At 60.0% G+C, this 14859-nt stretch carries 15 protein-coding genes and 2 tRNA genes; 12 read left to right on the top strand and 5 right to left on the bottom strand.

Annotated features, from left to right (window positions below; genetic code table 11):
- The first annotated feature begins 7 nt into the window (after nucleotides 1–7).
- Nucleotides 8–565, top strand: a complete 558-nt coding sequence (locus tag ACX3P0_RS03635) for an OmpA family protein (protein ID WP_459081014.1) — start codon at nucleotides 8–10, stop codon at nucleotides 563–565.
- Nucleotides 566–806: 241 nt separating this feature from the next.
- Here ACX3P0_RS03635 and ald read toward each other — a convergent pair whose 3' ends face one another.
- Nucleotides 807–1922: an alanine dehydrogenase gene (gene ald / locus ACX3P0_RS03630; RefSeq protein WP_459081013.1), complete on the bottom strand. Its 1116-nt coding sequence runs from the start codon at nucleotides 1920–1922 to the stop codon at nucleotides 807–809.
- 154 nt (nucleotides 1923–2076) lie between these two features.
- Between ald and ACX3P0_RS03625 the strand changes: the two genes are divergently transcribed.
- The 4 genes from ACX3P0_RS03625 to ACX3P0_RS03610 all read left to right on the top strand — a co-directional run bounded on the left by ACX3P0_RS03625 (nucleotide 2077) and on the right by ACX3P0_RS03610 (nucleotide 4856).
- Entirely contained in the window at nucleotides 2077–2550 is a 474-nt protein-coding gene (locus ACX3P0_RS03625) for an Lrp/AsnC family transcriptional regulator (RefSeq protein ID WP_459081012.1), read from the top strand.
- A 112-nt stretch (nucleotides 2551–2662) separates the two neighbouring features.
- A complete protein-coding gene (locus tag ACX3P0_RS03620; protein ID WP_459086599.1) occupies nucleotides 2663–2791 on the top strand; it encodes a hypothetical protein in 129 nt (42 codons plus the stop codon).
- 232 nt (nucleotides 2792–3023) lie between these two features.
- On the top strand, nucleotides 3024–3314 hold the full coding sequence (locus ACX3P0_RS03615; protein ID WP_459081010.1) for a Dabb family protein: 291 nt from the start codon (nucleotides 3024–3026) through the stop codon (nucleotides 3312–3314).
- Nucleotides 3315–3995: 681 nt separating this feature from the next.
- A complete protein-coding gene (locus ACX3P0_RS03610) occupies nucleotides 3996–4856 on the top strand; it encodes a class I SAM-dependent methyltransferase (RefSeq protein ID WP_459086598.1) in 861 nt (286 codons plus the stop codon).
- A gap of 180 nt (nucleotides 4857–5036) precedes the next feature.
- On the opposite strand, the gene ACX3P0_RS03605 is transcribed toward ACX3P0_RS03610, so the two are convergent.
- The 3 genes from ACX3P0_RS03605 to ACX3P0_RS03595 form a co-directional block, all read right to left on the bottom strand.
- Nucleotides 5037–5618 (bottom strand): hypothetical protein, encoded by a 582-nt coding sequence (locus ACX3P0_RS03605; RefSeq protein ID WP_459086596.1) that lies wholly within the window; start codon nucleotides 5616–5618, stop codon nucleotides 5037–5039.
- A gap of 239 nt (nucleotides 5619–5857) precedes the next feature.
- Nucleotides 5858–7246 carry a tyrosine-type recombinase/integrase gene (locus ACX3P0_RS03600; RefSeq protein ID WP_459086594.1) on the bottom strand — a complete coding sequence of 463 codons (1389 nt, stop codon included), beginning with the start codon at nucleotides 7244–7246 and terminating at the stop codon, nucleotides 5858–5860.
- 92 nt (nucleotides 7247–7338) lie between these two features.
- Nucleotides 7339–7413 (bottom strand) — tRNA-Asn (locus ACX3P0_RS03595).
- A 193-nt stretch (nucleotides 7414–7606) separates the two neighbouring features.
- Between ACX3P0_RS03595 and ACX3P0_RS03590 the strand changes: the two genes are divergently transcribed.
- The 7 genes from ACX3P0_RS03590 (at nucleotide 7607) to ACX3P0_RS03560 (ending at nucleotide 13565) form a co-directional block, all read left to right on the top strand.
- A complete protein-coding gene (locus ACX3P0_RS03590) occupies nucleotides 7607–7879 on the top strand; it encodes a PGPGW domain-containing protein (protein ID WP_459080985.1) in 273 nt (90 codons plus the stop codon).
- 66 nt (nucleotides 7880–7945) lie between these two features.
- Nucleotides 7946–8019: transfer RNA gene (locus ACX3P0_RS03585), tRNA-Cys, on the top strand.
- A gap of 86 nt (nucleotides 8020–8105) precedes the next feature.
- The gene (locus ACX3P0_RS03580; RefSeq protein ID WP_459086593.1) at nucleotides 8106–8774 is read left to right on the top strand and encodes a protein-L-isoaspartate O-methyltransferase family protein; all 669 of its coding nucleotides are present in this window, start codon (nucleotides 8106–8108) and stop codon (nucleotides 8772–8774) included.
- A gap of 171 nt (nucleotides 8775–8945) precedes the next feature.
- Nucleotides 8946–10331 (top strand): TolC family outer membrane protein, encoded by a 1386-nt coding sequence (locus tag ACX3P0_RS03575; protein ID WP_459080983.1) that lies wholly within the window; start codon nucleotides 8946–8948, stop codon nucleotides 10329–10331.
- Between the two features lie 227 nt (nucleotides 10332–10558).
- Nucleotides 10559–11344 carry a PopZ family protein gene (locus ACX3P0_RS03570; protein ID WP_459086591.1) on the top strand — a complete coding sequence of 262 codons (786 nt, stop codon included), beginning with the start codon at nucleotides 10559–10561 and terminating at the stop codon, nucleotides 11342–11344.
- A 273-nt stretch (nucleotides 11345–11617) separates the two neighbouring features.
- Complete coding sequence (gene guaB / locus ACX3P0_RS03565; protein WP_459080980.1) at nucleotides 11618–13120, top strand: IMP dehydrogenase; 1503 nt, start codon at nucleotides 11618–11620, stop codon at nucleotides 13118–13120.
- A gap of 25 nt (nucleotides 13121–13145) precedes the next feature.
- Entirely contained in the window at nucleotides 13146–13565 is a 420-nt protein-coding gene (locus ACX3P0_RS03560) for an MAPEG family protein (protein ID WP_459080979.1), read from the top strand.
- Between the two features lie 4 nt (nucleotides 13566–13569).
- Here the strand turns inward: ACX3P0_RS03560 and rnd are convergent, their stop codons facing one another.
- Nucleotides 13570–14721, bottom strand: coding sequence for a ribonuclease D (gene rnd / locus ACX3P0_RS03555; RefSeq protein ID WP_459080978.1), 1152 nt, complete (start codon nucleotides 14719–14721; stop codon nucleotides 13570–13572).
- Nucleotides 14722–14859 lie beyond the last annotated feature (138 nt).

The following is a 14859-nucleotide window of genomic DNA, read 5'->3' as shown; positions in this document are numbered from 1 at the left end:
TTCCCCCATGATCACCCGCCGTACCTTCGCCGTCGCACTGATTGGCGCATTGGCCATGCCGAGCCTTGCCTTGGCTCAGGCAAGAACGCCCTCCGGCGCTCAGATCGAGCGTCAGCTTGAGGCGGCGCCCCGCATGCGGTTGAACAAGAACCAGCGCGTCACGGTGCAGGAATTCAAGCGCAGGCCCGATCTTCGCCGTGCCGCCCCCGCGATCGAAATCCAGTCGATCAACTTTGCCTTCGGTTCCGCTGATATCCCGCGTTCGCAGTATGACAAGGTCGAGAATATCGCCGACGGCCTGCGCCGCATCCTGCGCCGGCAGCCGCGTGCGCGCGTGCTGATCGAAGGCCACACCGACGCGATCGGTTCGTTCGGCGCCAATCAGGCGCTGTCGGAGCAGCGGGCGGCCTCTTTGAAGCGGACTTTGGTCCGCGAATTCCGCGTTCCCAGCCGTTCGCTCGAGACGGTCGGCTATGGCGAAGAGTTTTTGCTGGTGCCAACGCAAAACGAGAACTGGCAGAATCGCCGCGTGACGCTGCGCCGCTTCGACGAATTCATCCGCTAGGCTTTCGAGCGCCGCGACCTTGGTTAACCATTCATTAACCAAGGTCGCGCACTATGGATGAATATCGTCATGAAGCCGTCGCATAGGCGCGGTATCAGGCACATGTCGAACGATTTACCGACCGCGGATGTACCGGCGGCAGGTCGCGACAGACGAGGAAGCGGGGTTTTTGCCCCGCTTTTTTGTTATCAAAACCCCATTCAAACCGACATTCGAAAGCTCGCGACGGCAGGGCGGTCTTTCAGGCCGCCAATACTGTCTTGGGCTCCGTCAACTCGTACCCCAGCGCATCGGCGACCGCGCGATTGGTGATCTTGCCCTTGTGGACATTGAGCCCGTTGCGTAAATGATGGTCGTCCACCAATGCCTTCAGGCCCTTGTCGGCGAGTTGCAGGCCGTAATGCAGCGTCGCATTGTTCAGCGCATGCGCCGAAGTGACCGGGACGGCACCGGGCATGTTGGCGACGCAATAATGGATGACGCCATCGACCACATAGGTCGGATCGGCATGGGTCGTGGCATGCGAGGTCTCGAAACAGCCGCCCTGGTCGATGGCGACATCGACCAGCACAGCCCCCTTCTTCATGCCGGACAGCATTTCTCGGGTAACGAGCTTGGGAGCCGTTGCCCCTGGAATGAGCACCGCGCCGATGACGACATCGGCCGAGAAGCATTCTTCCTCCAGGGCTTCGACCGTCGAGTAGCGGGTGTGAACACGCCCGTTGAAGAGATCGTCCAACTGGCGCAGGCGCGGAATGGACCGGTCGATGATGCTGACGTCCGCACCGAGCCCGACCGCCATGCGGGCCGCATGCAGGCCAACGACGCCACCGCCGAGAACGGTAACCTTGCCGGGAAGCACGCCCGGCACGCCGCCGAGAAGCAAGCCGCGCCCACCATTGGCCTTCTGCAAAGCGGTCGCACCGGCCTGGATCGACAGGCGTCCGGCAACTTCGGACATCGGCGCCAGCAGCGGCAGGCCGCCCCGGTCGTCGGTCACGGTTTCGTAGGCTATCGCCGTAACGCCCGATCCAAGCAGGCCTTTGGTCTGCTCCGGGTCCGGCGCAAGGTGGAGGTAGGTGTAGAGGATCTGGCCTTCGCGAAGCTGCCCCCATTCGCCGGGTTGCGGCTCCTTGACCTTGACGATCATGTCCGATTTGGCGAACACGTCCGCAGCAGTCTTGGCAATCGTCGCGCCGGCGGCGCGATAGGCGTTGTCGTCTGCGCCGATCCCTTCGCCCAAGCCCGCCTCCACCAGCACGTCGTGGCCATGCGCCACATATTCGCGGACGGAGCCGGGTGTCAGCCCGACGCGGTATTCATGATTCTTGATTTCCTTGGGGCAACCGACACGCATTGCGGTGTTCTCCTGTTGGCTGAATGGCCATGTTCCCGACCGACGAAGTCAACCACGATTTCCGGCGCATGTATTTGCGAATGCGCTTGTAGAGCGCGATTTCAATCGGTAATATTTGCGCAGAACCATCATTTTTTGGAAGAAAGCGCGAAGAATGTCATTCGATAGGATCGATATCGCCATTTTGGATGCTCTTCAGAAGGATGGGCGCATGCCCAACGCAGCGCTTGCCGAGAAGGTCGGCCTGTCGCAGTCCGCCTGTTCGCGACGGCTGGACAATCTGGAAAAATCCGGTGCCATCCGCGGCTATCATGCCCGCCTGTCGAACGCCGCACTTGGTCATCAGATGACGGCGATCGTCCACATATCGCTGTCGGGCCAGTTCGAAAAAACGCTGTCGGATTTCGAAGCGGCGATCAAGCGATGCCCCAACGTGCTGTCGTGTCATCTCATGTCGGGCGAATACGACTATGTGCTGCGTATCGCGTCGCGGGATCTCGCCGACTACGAACGCATCCACAAGGAATGGCTGTCGGCTATGCCGCATGTCACCAAGATCAACTCGTCCTTCGCTTTGCGCGAGATCGTCGATCGGACGGCCATGGGGCTGAAGTCGGAAATGGCGTAATTTTTTGCCGCCAGTTCCGTTTCGACGCCCTGTACGTTAAAATTCCTGGGGGCACACGGTCCGCGGGCGTCGATCGCCTATGACAAACCCGACAGGCATGGCATGATCGGCCATGCGCTATGTCATCATCATCGCCAGCATCGCGGCGTTCATTATCTGGGACGGGCTGTACAATGGCGGCCGCTACCTTGATCATTCGGTCAAGGGAGTTACGGCCGTCGTCCGCACCATCACCGGCTGAACGCGATTGCCTCTCGAAGCGTGGGGCTCGCCGGCGCGACATCCTGCCGATTGACGTGGCGGGATTGCTGAAACAAAAGACCTCCTGCTCATCGGATTTCCGTCACGCGCCAGTTTGAGCGCCGTGCGTCCAACTGGGCGCAAAGGACGCTCAGACATTTTGATTGAGCGGCGGAATAATCCGGAAGTCGGCAGCCGTTTTTCGACCCGATGCTCTGGCAAAGGAGACTGCATTGATTCGCCACATCGTTTTCTTCAGCGTGAAACGGAAAGATGAAATCGAGGCGGTACGATCCGGCCTGATGTCGCTGGGCAAGATTCCACATTCGAGCCACTTCGATGTTGCCTACAACACCAAGGTAGACCCTTTCTGCGATCAGATTGACCTCGTCGTCTATGCCGAATTCGAGGACGAGGCCGCGCTTGCCGCTTTCAAGGCGCATCCCCTTTATGCCGACACGACTGCAAAGGTTAAGCCGATGCGCGAGCTGCGGTTTTCAGCCGACATCAAGGCCGACATCTGATTCGCCGCGCCGCGCGCCGCAGGCGTGCGAGCTGCCGAGATTCGGTTGATCAATCCGCAGCGCGTCGCCTCGCCAAAAACGAGCCGCTATCGCGCGTTCTGATGGCCGAAGGCCGATCAGACCGTTCCGCAATCCGAGTTTTCGCTAAATATTTGAAAAAATTGGCTCCCCGGGCCGGTGTACTTTGGTAAATCGAACCGTGGAAAAAAGCACCAGAAAAGCTTGTAAATTCAACGTGGTATAGAGGCAACTTTCCCAAAGCACCTGCCGCCTTGGTGTATCTCGAGGGGTACCAGCGGTGTATCTCTTGGTCAAGCCCGTTTGCCAGACAATGTGGTGTATCGCACAGCCCGCGTTTCGTCTCTTGATGGGGACCGATCAGCCCCTATGATGGTGCCCGCTGGTCCCCCAGCGTAGGGGCCCAAAGCCTCTCCACGGCGCGATCAGCGTGACGTTGGCATGCGTGGTCTTATCGAGAACGTCATCGAAGCCTAGCTGTTATTGCTGGACGAAATCGACGGCGAGGCCGATCTGGAGGAGGACGGTCAGGAATGGAAGCCTGGGTTTCGGCAACGCTCTTGATTGCTGCGAATAGAGTGGGGTAGAAATCTGACATGCCGTTGGGCTTCCATCAGGCAACCAAAGGAACCTAGTGGCCATATGGTTACATCCGCAAAGCAATTGAGTGATGCTTTCAGGAATTGGATTGGGGGCGGACGCTACGCCGCTCACAACGAGCGTGAGAACTGCGTATGCGGGACAACGCGCCAGAAAGTGCAAAATCAAGTTTGGCGAGTAACGAACAAAACGTCCGATCTGATCTATCCCGAATTTATGTTTCGATGCCCTGAATGCAGCTCCTATTCTGCGGTCAACCTGTACTTCCCGGTCGAAAAATATGTCGAGCACGATGTGGGCGCTATGTTCATCGATACCAAGAAGCAGGCGCTTAATGAGGCACGCTTTGACTGGGTGCTAAGCCATGGTCAGATGGCCGCAAACGCCGTTCTTTATGACCTTGGCGCAGGGGAGGGCTGCTTTTCTCACGTTTTTGCCACGAGGCTCCCTGAAAGCCGTGTATTCGCCATTGAAGGTGATGCCAAGGTGGAAGCCAAATTTTACGGGTCCTTGGCAAACGTGCGCTTCGTACCCCAATACATCGAACCATTCCTGAAAAACCCAACCGACGATATACCCAAAGCCGATCTGATGGTGCTGACGGACGTAATGGAGCATGTTATCAGCCCTGAGGATGTGCTGGGATTGATAGCTGGCGCGCTCGCTCCCGGTGGACTCATTTATCTCACGGTCCCCGACGCTCGAACCTTCAGCGACCCCGTACCCGAGCATGTTTTGCCGCACCGCCTCGATTGGCAACGCGCCAATCGAACCTGCCAGCATTTATGGCTGCTAACCCCCACCATGGTAGAGACGTTGATGGCAAAGACTTTCGATGTCATCGAAGTCAGTGGCTTCGAGACCGACATACGCAGGGACAGCGTCTACACTACAGTCTTAGCGAGACGGAGGCCGGAATATTAGGGGCGGATTGGTGAGGGTTCGCTGGGTTGCGACCTGACCCCCTCGGGGAAGTCCTCAGCCGGCGTTCACGTTGTGGTGAATGTAGAGCGCCTCATAGAGCGCTTCGAAGGTTCTCCGGTGTCCTTACACTACCAACCCCCGAACGCCTCTCCTGCCCCGCTACCGCGCAGCCTTATGGGCCTATAGCCTCGCGGGAAACGGTCGATGTTTCACCGCCCTTAATCCCGTCACGTCATTCTCCACCACGTCAATGCCCGCCCACGCGCCGATGGTGCGGTCCTTCTTCCAAACCGGCATTCCCCCTCGGGTGACCCGAACTGGCGCGCTAGGGTCAGCGACCGCTTCAGCCGCCTTCCGTCCCCGCATCGTGTCCACGTTGAACTGACCCTTGATCGGCTCTGCCGGTTCATCTTCAGATGCCGTTAGGTCGGCCTCCAATATGGCCCTGAGGGTGTTCGGAGCATGTTTCGCAAGGTGACGACTGACGGTCTCATGGTGCATCCCGCCAAGGTCCCTGCCAATTTCTCTGAGGGTCTTGAAGGGGCCATTAGCGCGACCCCCACGGGGACCCGGATGTCGATGCTGGAGCGCCTTCACGTAATGCCGAAGCGATGCCGCCTTCTCCGCATTGGTCAGCCTCAGGCCCGGCGTCAGGTTCGCCTTAAGGGCCAGCCAACACATCTCATCGACATCGCCCGGCTTCTCCATGAAGACCTGTTCAGCCTCAATGAAGGTCTTGCCAAGGGACCGTGCTGCCGTCACGCGATGCCAGCCTGCCTACCAGACAGCCTGTCTGCCGATCCAGCATTGTGCAAGGTGCGCGCGGCATCCCCAATGACAGTTAATCCGGACGGGATGAGCGGGGGCTCCGCATTTGTCATCTGTCGCGAGGGGGCAAGGTTCAGCGCTTACTTCTCGGGTATCATCATCCGAGGTGGCGGGGATTTTTTCCACATACTCCACCCCGGGCTTGTCTTGAATTTCCTTCGGACAGCCTTCCCCTAGGGTGTCCCCAGCGCCTTCTCAAGCGCCCGCCTAGCCATCTCAAGCCGCGCCTCATCACCGCCATAGTCCTCCCCAACGCTCCCCGAGGAGTGCCCAAGGACAATGTCTTGGTCTGTCTTGCTGACACCCGCCAAGCGCATTCGGTCTTTCATGAGGTGCCGCAGGGAATGCGTCGTTACCTTAGGGTCCGTCACACATGCCCGAACATGCTTACCAAGGGCAGCGGAGGCGGACGCAGGGCCACCCTTCCGGCCATACGCAGGAAACAGCATCGCTTCCCCCTTGGCGGCTCCTACAGCTTCTTTTGCCGCCGTTAGAGCGTCTCCGAGGAGGGGCACATTGCGCCGGGACACCTTATTCTTGATGCGCCGCGTGTCGTGCCACTCGACCCCGAGATAAGGGATGGTGTGGTCAAGGTGGACATCGGACACCCGTAGGCCAGCCACTTCGGCCAACCGGCACCCGGTGCCCTCCAACATTCGCCACAAGGTTCGAAGGTCGGGACGGGCCAAAAGGGCCATACGCCCATTGACCTCCTTCAGTTCCTCGGGGGTGAACGGTCGTCTCTTGTCCCGGTCAGGCTCGGCCTTATCCTTGGAGGCAGCCTCAAGGTTCATGAAGGGGTTCATGTAATCCGTTAGGTCAAACTCGCGGATTGCGTAATTGATGACGGCACGGACCACGTTGAGATAGCGGTCGACTGACGACGCTTTGCGACCATCGGCCATGTGGTCGCGAACTTCACGGGCGTCGGCCCGCTTCACCGTTACCAGCATTCTATCTTTGCCTAACGCCTCACGCACCAGCTTGAAGATGCGGTCCAACTCCATCGTCTTGGTCTTGTCGTCGCCAACCCGGTCGGCGAGATAAAGCCGCCGCGCGTCCTCCAATGTTGCCCTTGGGGTTCCCTCCGGGTTGAGAAAGATCGCGTGTGCCAATGCCGTATCAGCTTCCGAGGGCACAAAGTCGGGTAGGGGCGCGTCGTCATCGTCGTCCAGATCGTCTAAATCCGGCACATACTTGCGGGCAAGCTTCTCAACAGCTTTCATGCGCTCTTGCCAGTCGGGGTCATTCTCGATGTCACGGGGAGAAGGGAAATCGCGGTCTTGGCGAAAGCCTAGCTTGCGCGCCGCTGCCAATCCCTCGCGGAAATAGCCGTACTCTGTCGGTTCCGGCCCGTTGGCGCGGTTCGTCGCTTCTGCCAATAGCCTCTCGACTTCGGCGTGGACTTTCGGCCATTTCTTGAGGGCTTCGGCCTCGGTGCTGCCGAGCGGGACCAGTATCTCCCGCTTGCCCATCATGGCCCGCAATTCGTCGGGGATTTTGCGCCTATAGCGCCACCCAGCCTTGCCGCGTTTCTGTACGTGTTTCACGTCAATCATCATTCCCAGTGTACCCCGCATTGTATCGCGCGGTGTATCTCTGGGGAAGCTGTAACCCTTACAAACGTTGGGTTTCAAGGCTTTTCATGGTGAAATGGCTCCCCGGGCCGGATTCGAACCAGCGACCAACCGGTTAACAGCCGGTTGCTCTACCACTGAGCTACCGGGGAACGGGGGCTCTCTATGTGACCGGGGCAGCCTATAGCAAACCCTTTTCAGCTTTGCAAAGAAGCATTTCGCATTTTTCTCGCTCTTTTGCCTCGCCGCTGTCGTAATCCCCATTTGACACGCCCTATATAGGCACTCTGCCGCGGACTGCGGCATCAAGCGCAACCCACACGCAAGACGGACAACAAGTTCACCATGGCCGCAGATGGCGATAACCCAGCCCCACCGATCCGCAAGATTTCGGTCTTTGGGCGGGACTTCAGGATGCCACGATCGCGCGGCGCGCGAATCGCCATCGGCACGGTGCTGGTGATCCTGGGAATTTTCGGCTTCCTTCCGATTCTCGGTTTCTGGATGGTCCCGCTCGGGCTGCTCATTTTGTCCTATGAGTTTGCTTACGTGCGCCGCGCCAGACGCCGTTTCGTCGTCTGGTGGGAAAGACGGCGGGCGGGAAAGCGTTCACAATGAAGCTGCATGGCTTGACGCAAAATTTCGGGCAACCTATTGGAACCGGACGGAACGCCGGAGTGATGAGGCCTCGTGGCGGAGTGGTTACGCAGAGGACTGCAAATCCTTGCACCCCGGTTCGATTCCGGGCGAGGCCTCCAATCCCCGGCCTCCCGCGCGAATGCGCGGGAGCGGGGTCCATGGGAAAAGAAACCGAGCGTCTCGGCGCCGGGCGCGGGACGGCATCATGAACGCTGATTTCTCCGAACTTCGTACAAAAATGGTCGACGGCCAGATTCGCACGACAGACGTTACCAGTGCCCCATTGCTGGCAGCGCTGCTGTCGGTCCCGCGCGAAGCGTTCGTGCCCGAGAGCCAGCGCGCCATCGCCTATATCGACGAAGACATCCGCGTCGCCGACGGGCCAGAAGGCACGCGCTATCTGATGGAACCGTCGCCGCTGGCCAAGCTTTTGCAAATTGCCGATGTTTCGCAGACCGACCATGTCCTGGTGATCGGCTGCGCGACCGGCTATACGGCCGCCATCCTGTCCAGCCTGGCAATGTCGGTCGTGGCGCTGGAGAGTGATCCTGGCCTGGCGGAATCGGCGGCGTCCACCCTGTCGGGCCTGGGCTATGAGAATGTTACCGTGGTGAAAGGGCCGCTTCGCGAGGGTTACGCCGCCAAGTCTCCCTACAACGTCATTTTCCTGGACGGCAGCATAGACGAGGTGCCCGAAGGCCTGACTGAACAACTCGGTGAGGGCGGTCGGCTGGTTGCGGTGGAGGGCAGGGGCAATGCCGGGCTTGCCCGGTTATTCCTAAAAACAGACGGCGTCGTTACCGGCAGGCGCACATTTAATGCGGCAATAAAGCCACTACCCGGTTTCGAACGTGCGCAAGCGTTTAATTTCTGAATGGTTTCTTCTTGCGGCCAGCGCGTTGGCGTGTTGGCCTTATCTTTTGGAATCATTGCCTGATCCAGACGTCGGGGGCCGTGCGTAAACAGCAGGGAAAAAATGTCGCGTCGACTGTAGTTGGGCAGCGGTCGTGGCGTGGTTCCCGTGGAAATGAATGAGGGATACGTTGTGTCGCGTATAAGCAAAATAGCACTTGGCGTCTTTCTGGCGTCGGCAACCGCCCTGTCTCCGATTTCAGCTTCGGCCGAAAGCATTCTCGGGGCATTGTCCAAGGCCTATCAGAACAACTCCCAACTGAATTCGGCCCGCGCCGGTGTGCGCGTCACGGACGAAGGCGTGGCCATCGCGAAATCGGGCTACCGTCCAAGGATCAATGGAACGGCCGATATCGGTTATTCGAGTGCATCGCGCAATAACGCCAGCACGCGCCTGACGACGGGCGGCTTCGGTGTGCAGATCAACCAGACCCTGTTCGACGGTTTTCAGACCAAGAACAACGTGGCGGCAGCTGACGCGCGCGTGTCGGCCTCGGTTGAAAGCCTGCGTAACACCGAGGAAAATATCCTGCTGAATGCAGCGACTTCCTATATGGACGTCATCAAGGATCGCAAGATCGCTGTTCTGACCGAGCAGAACCTGAAATTCCTGACCGAGCAGGTCCGGGCCGCCCGTTCGCGCTTCGAGGTCGGCGAGGGGACACGGACAGACGTCGCCCAGGCAGACGCTTCGCGTTCATCCGCCATTGCCAATCTGAGTGCCGCGCGCGCACAGGCACTGTCCAGCGCCGCGATCTACCACCAGATCGTCGGCGAGGAGCCGGGCAAGCTCAAGGCCGCCTCTCCGGTAAGCAAATTGCTGCCGTCCAGCCTCACTTCGGCAATCGCGATCGCCTCCAACGAGCATCCGGCGATCCTGGCGACGGAGCATCTCGTTGACGCGGCCTCCTTCTCGGTCAAATCGGCAGAGGGCGCCCTGTTGCCGCAACTGTCCGCCTCGGCTGGCGTTTCGCGCGACTATCGCAATACGGAGGGTTCGACGCTTGCCGGCACTTCCGATGGCTACACGAATTCCGCCAGCATCGGCGCGACGCTGACGGTTCCGATCTATCAGGGCGGCCGCGCATCGGCACAGGTACGCCAGTCCAAGGAGCAACTCGGCCAGGCCCGGATCGAGGTTGATGTGAGCCGCGACAATGTCCGCGCGGCGGTTACGTCGGCCTGGACGCAGTACACTGCGGCCAGGGAAGGCGTTGACGCCAACCGCGCGCTGGTGGCGGCGGCGCAGCTAGCCCTCGACGGCGTCGTCGAAGAGCGCAATGTCGGCCAGCGCACCACGCTTGACGTGCTCAATGCGCAAAACACCGTCATCTCCGCCCAGATCAATCTGGTCAGTTCCGAACGCGACGTGGTGGTGGCCAGTTACGCGATCCTGTCGGCGACCGGTCGCCTTTCGACGGAAAGGCTCGGCCTGCAGGTGGCGAAGTACAAGCCCGAGGAACACTACAACGCCGTCAAGGACAAATGGATCGGCCTGCGTACGCCTGACGGTCGCTGACGCGCGGCCTGTTTGCCTCATGAAGATCGATGGCAATCCGCAGGCGGCGTACGCGGTAGCTTGCTGACGGCTTGCCGAACCAAAACCCCAATCTGTTGAAATCCGCCATGAATCCAGATTGGGGATTCTCGTATCGCCGTCTGTCGAGTACGCTCGCGTAGATGATTCGAACGCGTTCGCCCTGCACTGCGAGCGTGAAAATGGTCACAAGGGCGACAAACGTGACAATGGCAACGGCAAGCAGCGCACAGCGCGAACCTTCGATGGAAGAAATACTGGCTTCCATTCGCAGGATCATCGAGGATAGCGACCCCGGCCGGAAGCAGACTGAAGATGGCGCTGAGTTGAAACAGGATTTCGAGCCGGTCGCCGGGGAGCGAGCGGAAGCCGAAATCACGTCATTCCGCGTCGAACTCAGGGCCGGGTCGGAGGCCCGGAAGCCTTTCACCCTGGCAGACGTGCAAGCCAGGATGACGGCTGAAGCGCATGCTTCTGAACAGACCGGGTCCACGGACAGCGCTTCCTTGGCGTCCGTCGAAGCGGAGGCAAGCGGGGGCGCGCATGTCGAGGCCTCGGCCGCCAGCACCGTGCCTGACACCAAAAGCGCGGATGTGCTGGTAGCAGACTGGCGCCGCGACATCGCCACGGCCGGCCAGCCGGTGCAAAATCCCGAGGCGGCGTATCCAGAACCGGAAGTCGAAATTTTCGAAGGCGAACTGGCAGACGATTTTTCGCTGCTGTCACAATCGTCCGATGAGGCGTCGGACGACATGCCGGTCAAGGTCGAGGCAACGGCACGGCCGGCGATCGTTTCGGAACATACCGGCCGTCAGGTTGCCGCCGCTTTTGGCGAGCTTTCCGAAGCCTTTGCCAGCCGCAGCAAGAAATCCTTCGATGAAATGGCCGAAGAGATGTTGCGGCCCATGCTGCAGGATTGGCTCGATAACAATCTTCCAACGCTTGTCGAACGGCTGGTGCGGGAAGAAATCGAGCGCGTGGCCCGCGGCGCCTGATTTTCCGGCGTATTGCAGCGACTGCAGACATCCTGCAACCACTCCACTTAAGTCTTTGAAATGCTTCGATTGAGGTATTTTGCGCGAGGGCACGATCGCACGCGCCGGTCGAACGCGCGAAAATGAATGTTGCCGCGATTGACTTCTTGGCACGGTGATCGCTTTTCATCGCCGGAAAGAAGTGGTACCAGCCAGCGCCAACCCTGATAGGGAAAAACGACGAGTCGGCGCTGTAATTCTGGTTGCAGCGCGTTTCGTGCATTGGGACTGGCCATGGCAAAAATCATTGAAACGTCCACCGGCGCGCTGGCGCTTACCTTTGACGATGTGCTCTTGCAGCCCGGCCATTCCGAAGTGATGCCCGGCGAGACCAATATCAGCACGCGCATCGCCCGCGATATCGATCTCAACATCCCGATCCTGTCCGCCGCCATGGATACGGTGACCGAATCGCGCCTCGCCATCGCCATGGCGCAGGCTGGTGGCATTGGCGTCATTCACCGCAACTTTACGCCGGAAGAGCAGGCCGAACAGGTTCGCCAGGTTAAGAAGTTCGAATCGGGCATGGTCATAAACCCGGTGACCATCGGACCGGACGCGACCCTGGCCGATGCGCTTGGCCTGATGCGTAGCTACAGCATTTCGGGCATTCCTGTGGTCGAGAACGGCGGCACCGGCGGTCACAAATCGGGCCGCCTCGTCGGCATCCTAACCAACCGCGACGTGCGCTTCGCGTCGGATCCGGCGCAAAAAGTCTACGAACTGATGACCCGCGAGAACCTGATCACGGTCAAGGAGAACGTCGATCAGGACGAAGCCAAGCGCCTGTTGCACCAGCACCGCATCGAAAAGCTGGTGGTGGTCGACAAGCAAGGCAATTGCGTCGGTCTCATCACCGTCAAGGACATCGAGAAATCGCAGCTCAATCCCAACGCCAGCAAGGATGCGCAGGGACGCCTGCGCGCCGCAGCGGCCACCAGCGTCGGCGACGATGGCTTTGAGCGTGCCGAGCGCCTGATCGACGCGGGCGTGGACCTTCTGGTCATCGACACCGCACATGGGCACTCGCAGCGTGTTCTGGAAGCGGTAACGCGGGCGAAAAAGATCTCCAACTCCGTACGCATCCTGGCTGGCAACATCGCCACCGCCGAAGGCGCGCAGGCGCTCATCGATGCCGGCGCGGACGCCGTCAAGGTCGGCATCGGTCCGGGATCGATCTGCACGACTCGCATCGTCGCCGGTGTCGGCGTGCCACAATTGTCGGCGATCATGTCGGCGGTGGAAGTCGCCCAGAAATCCGATATTTCCGTCATTGCCGATGGGGGCATGAAGTTTTCCGGCGATCTTGCCAAGGCGCTTGCTGCCGGCGCGAGTGCCGCCATGATCGGCTCGCTGCTCGCCGGAACCGACGAAACGCCCGGCGAGGTCTATCTGCACCAGGGTCGCTCGTTCAAGGCCTATCGCGGCATGGGTTCCGTCGGCGCCATGGCGCGCGGCTCGGCTGATCGCTATTTCCAGGCCGAGGTCCGCGACACGCTGAAACTGGTGCCGGAAGGCATCGAAGGGCAGGTGCCTTACAAGGGGCCGGTGTCGGGCGTGCTGCACCAACTGGCCGGTGGTCTCAAGGCGGCGATGGGCTATGTCGGCGGTCATGACCTTGCCGATTTCCGCGAGCGCGCCACCTTCGTTCGCATAACGAATGCAGGTCTGCGCGAGAGCCATACGCATGATGTTACGATCACGCGCGAAAGCCCCAATTACCCCGGCGGCATGTGAGTAAGACCCGACAGGAGCGGCGCGGATGAACCCGATAGCTATTTTCTGGCCAATGGTCGCGCATGTCCTTCTGGTTTGCCTGGTCTATTGCCTGCTCGGCTGGCGGCGGCGCATTGCGATCGTCAGCGGTGCGGTGCGGGCAGGGCAGTTCAAGACGCGTTCAAGCGAGCCGGACATCAGCGCGACAGTCGCGGCCAATTTGATGAACCAGTTCGAATTGCCGGTGCTGTTTCATGTCGCGTGCCTGGCCTTCTTTGCGACCAACGGCGTTTCCTACGTGGCAGTCACGCTCGCCTGGCTGTTCGTGGTGGCGCGCTATGTCCATGCGTTCATCCACGTCGGCAGCAACAATCTACGCTACCGCAGCCCGGCTTTTGCCGCCGGGTTCCTGATCCTGGCCGCTATGTGGCTGTGGTTTGCGCTGCACCTGGCCGGTGCAGTCTGAGCCGTCAGAGATCGAACACCGCGATCTTGCGGTTGTCGAACTTGATGCCGACCTCGCCGCGCACCAACCGCAACGCTGCCTCGCCGAAAACGGCGCGTCGCCAGCCCTGCAGAGCTGGCACGTCGGCCTTTTCACCTTCGGCTGCGATATGATCGATGTCGTCGCTGCTGGCCAGAACCTTGGCCGCGACGCCCTCCTTGTCGGCGATGAGACGCAACAGCACCTTGAGCAACTCGGCAGCGGCGTTGGAGCCTTCCGGTGGCTGGAAGGGCTTCGGCAGCTTCGGCATCTCTTCCTTGGGCAGGTCGAGCGCTGAATTGACGGCCTCAAGCAGAGCCGCCGCTGTAGACGACCGCTCCCAGCCTTTGGGGATGGTGCGAAGCCTGGCAAGCGCGGTGACATCACGCGGCCCCTGCTGCGCGATTTCGTAGATGGCGTCGTCCTTCAGCACGCGCCCGCGCGGCACGTCGCGTTCGCGCGCCTCGCGCTCGCGCCATGCGGCAACGGCCTGCACCACCGCCAATTCCTGCGGCTTGCGCAGGCGCATCTTCAGCCGCTTCCAGGCATCCTCGGGCTTGGGATCGTAGGTATCGCGCGAGGTCAGCACCACCATCTCCTCGTTCAGCCAATGCGCGCGGTCCTCGCGCTCCAGCTGGGCGATCAAGTGCTGGTAGACGTCGATCAGATGCGTGACATCGGCCAGCGCATAATCCAGTTGCTTTTCGGACAGGGGCCGATGACGCCAGTCGGTGAAGCGCGACGACTTGTCGAGCTGCGTCTTGGTGATTTTATGGACAAGCTGGTCGTAGGAAACGCTATCGCCGAAACCACAGACCATGGCCGCGACCTGCGTGTCGAAGACCGGATGGGGAACCAGGTCGCCAAGATGGACGATGATTTCGATGTCCTGCCTTGCGGCATGGAAAACCTTGACGACCTTTTCATTCGCCATCAGCTCGAAAAACGGTTTTAGGTCGATCTCGGGCGACAGCGGATCGATAAGGGCGGTGACGCCGGGCGCGGCCATCTGGATCAGGCACAGAATCGGCCAGAATGTGGTTTCGCGAATGAATTCGGTATCGACTGTAACGAATTCGGATTTCTCGAACGCGGAGAGAACGGTTTCCAGCTCTCTTTGTGTAGTGATGACGTGCATCAAATCGCTTTTTTCATAATGGAGAGGTCTCTTTCCATTTCAGTCGATGGCGCTTTCGTCAAGCTTTGTGACCATACTGGTGACAAGCGGACCGCATTACCTTGACAAATAAGGTCTCTCATGCGCTTTTCCGCCCAA

The organism is Mesorhizobium sp. A556 (assembly GCF_054489545.1).
Note: the sequence above shows the minus strand (reverse complement) of the source record. Positions and strands in the feature narration are given on the sequence as shown.

Coding starts and splice junctions, on each gene's coding strand:
- ACX3P0_RS03560 (WP_459080979.1), top strand. CDS start 13,146: ATGAACCCGATAGCTATTTTCTGGCCAATGGTCGCGCATGTCCTTCTG.
- ACX3P0_RS03580 (WP_459086593.1), top strand. CDS start 8,106: ATGAACGCTGATTTCTCCGAACTTCGTACAAAAATGGTCGACGGCCAG.
- ACX3P0_RS03635 (WP_459081014.1), top strand. CDS start 8: ATGATCACCCGCCGTACCTTCGCCGTCGCACTGATTGGCGCATTGGCC.
- ACX3P0_RS03570 (WP_459086591.1), top strand. CDS start 10,559: ATGGCAACGGCAAGCAGCGCACAGCGCGAACCTTCGATGGAAGAAATA.
- ACX3P0_RS03620 (WP_459086599.1), top strand. CDS start 2,663: ATGCGCTATGTCATCATCATCGCCAGCATCGCGGCGTTCATTATCTGG.
- ACX3P0_RS03600 (WP_459086594.1), bottom strand. CDS start 7,246: ATGATGATTGACGTGAAACACGTACAGAAACGCGGCAAGGCTGGGTGG.
- ACX3P0_RS03590 (WP_459080985.1), top strand. CDS start 7,607: ATGGCCGCAGATGGCGATAACCCAGCCCCACCGATCCGCAAGATTTCG.
- guaB (WP_459080980.1), top strand. CDS start 11,618: ATGGCAAAAATCATTGAAACGTCCACCGGCGCGCTGGCGCTTACCTTT.
- rnd (WP_459080978.1), bottom strand. CDS start 14,721: ATGCACGTCATCACTACACAAAGAGAGCTGGAAACCGTTCTCTCCGCG.
- ACX3P0_RS03625 (WP_459081012.1), top strand. CDS start 2,077: ATGTCATTCGATAGGATCGATATCGCCATTTTGGATGCTCTTCAGAAG.
- ald (WP_459081013.1), bottom strand. CDS start 1,922: ATGCGTGTCGGTTGCCCCAAGGAAATCAAGAATCATGAATACCGCGTC.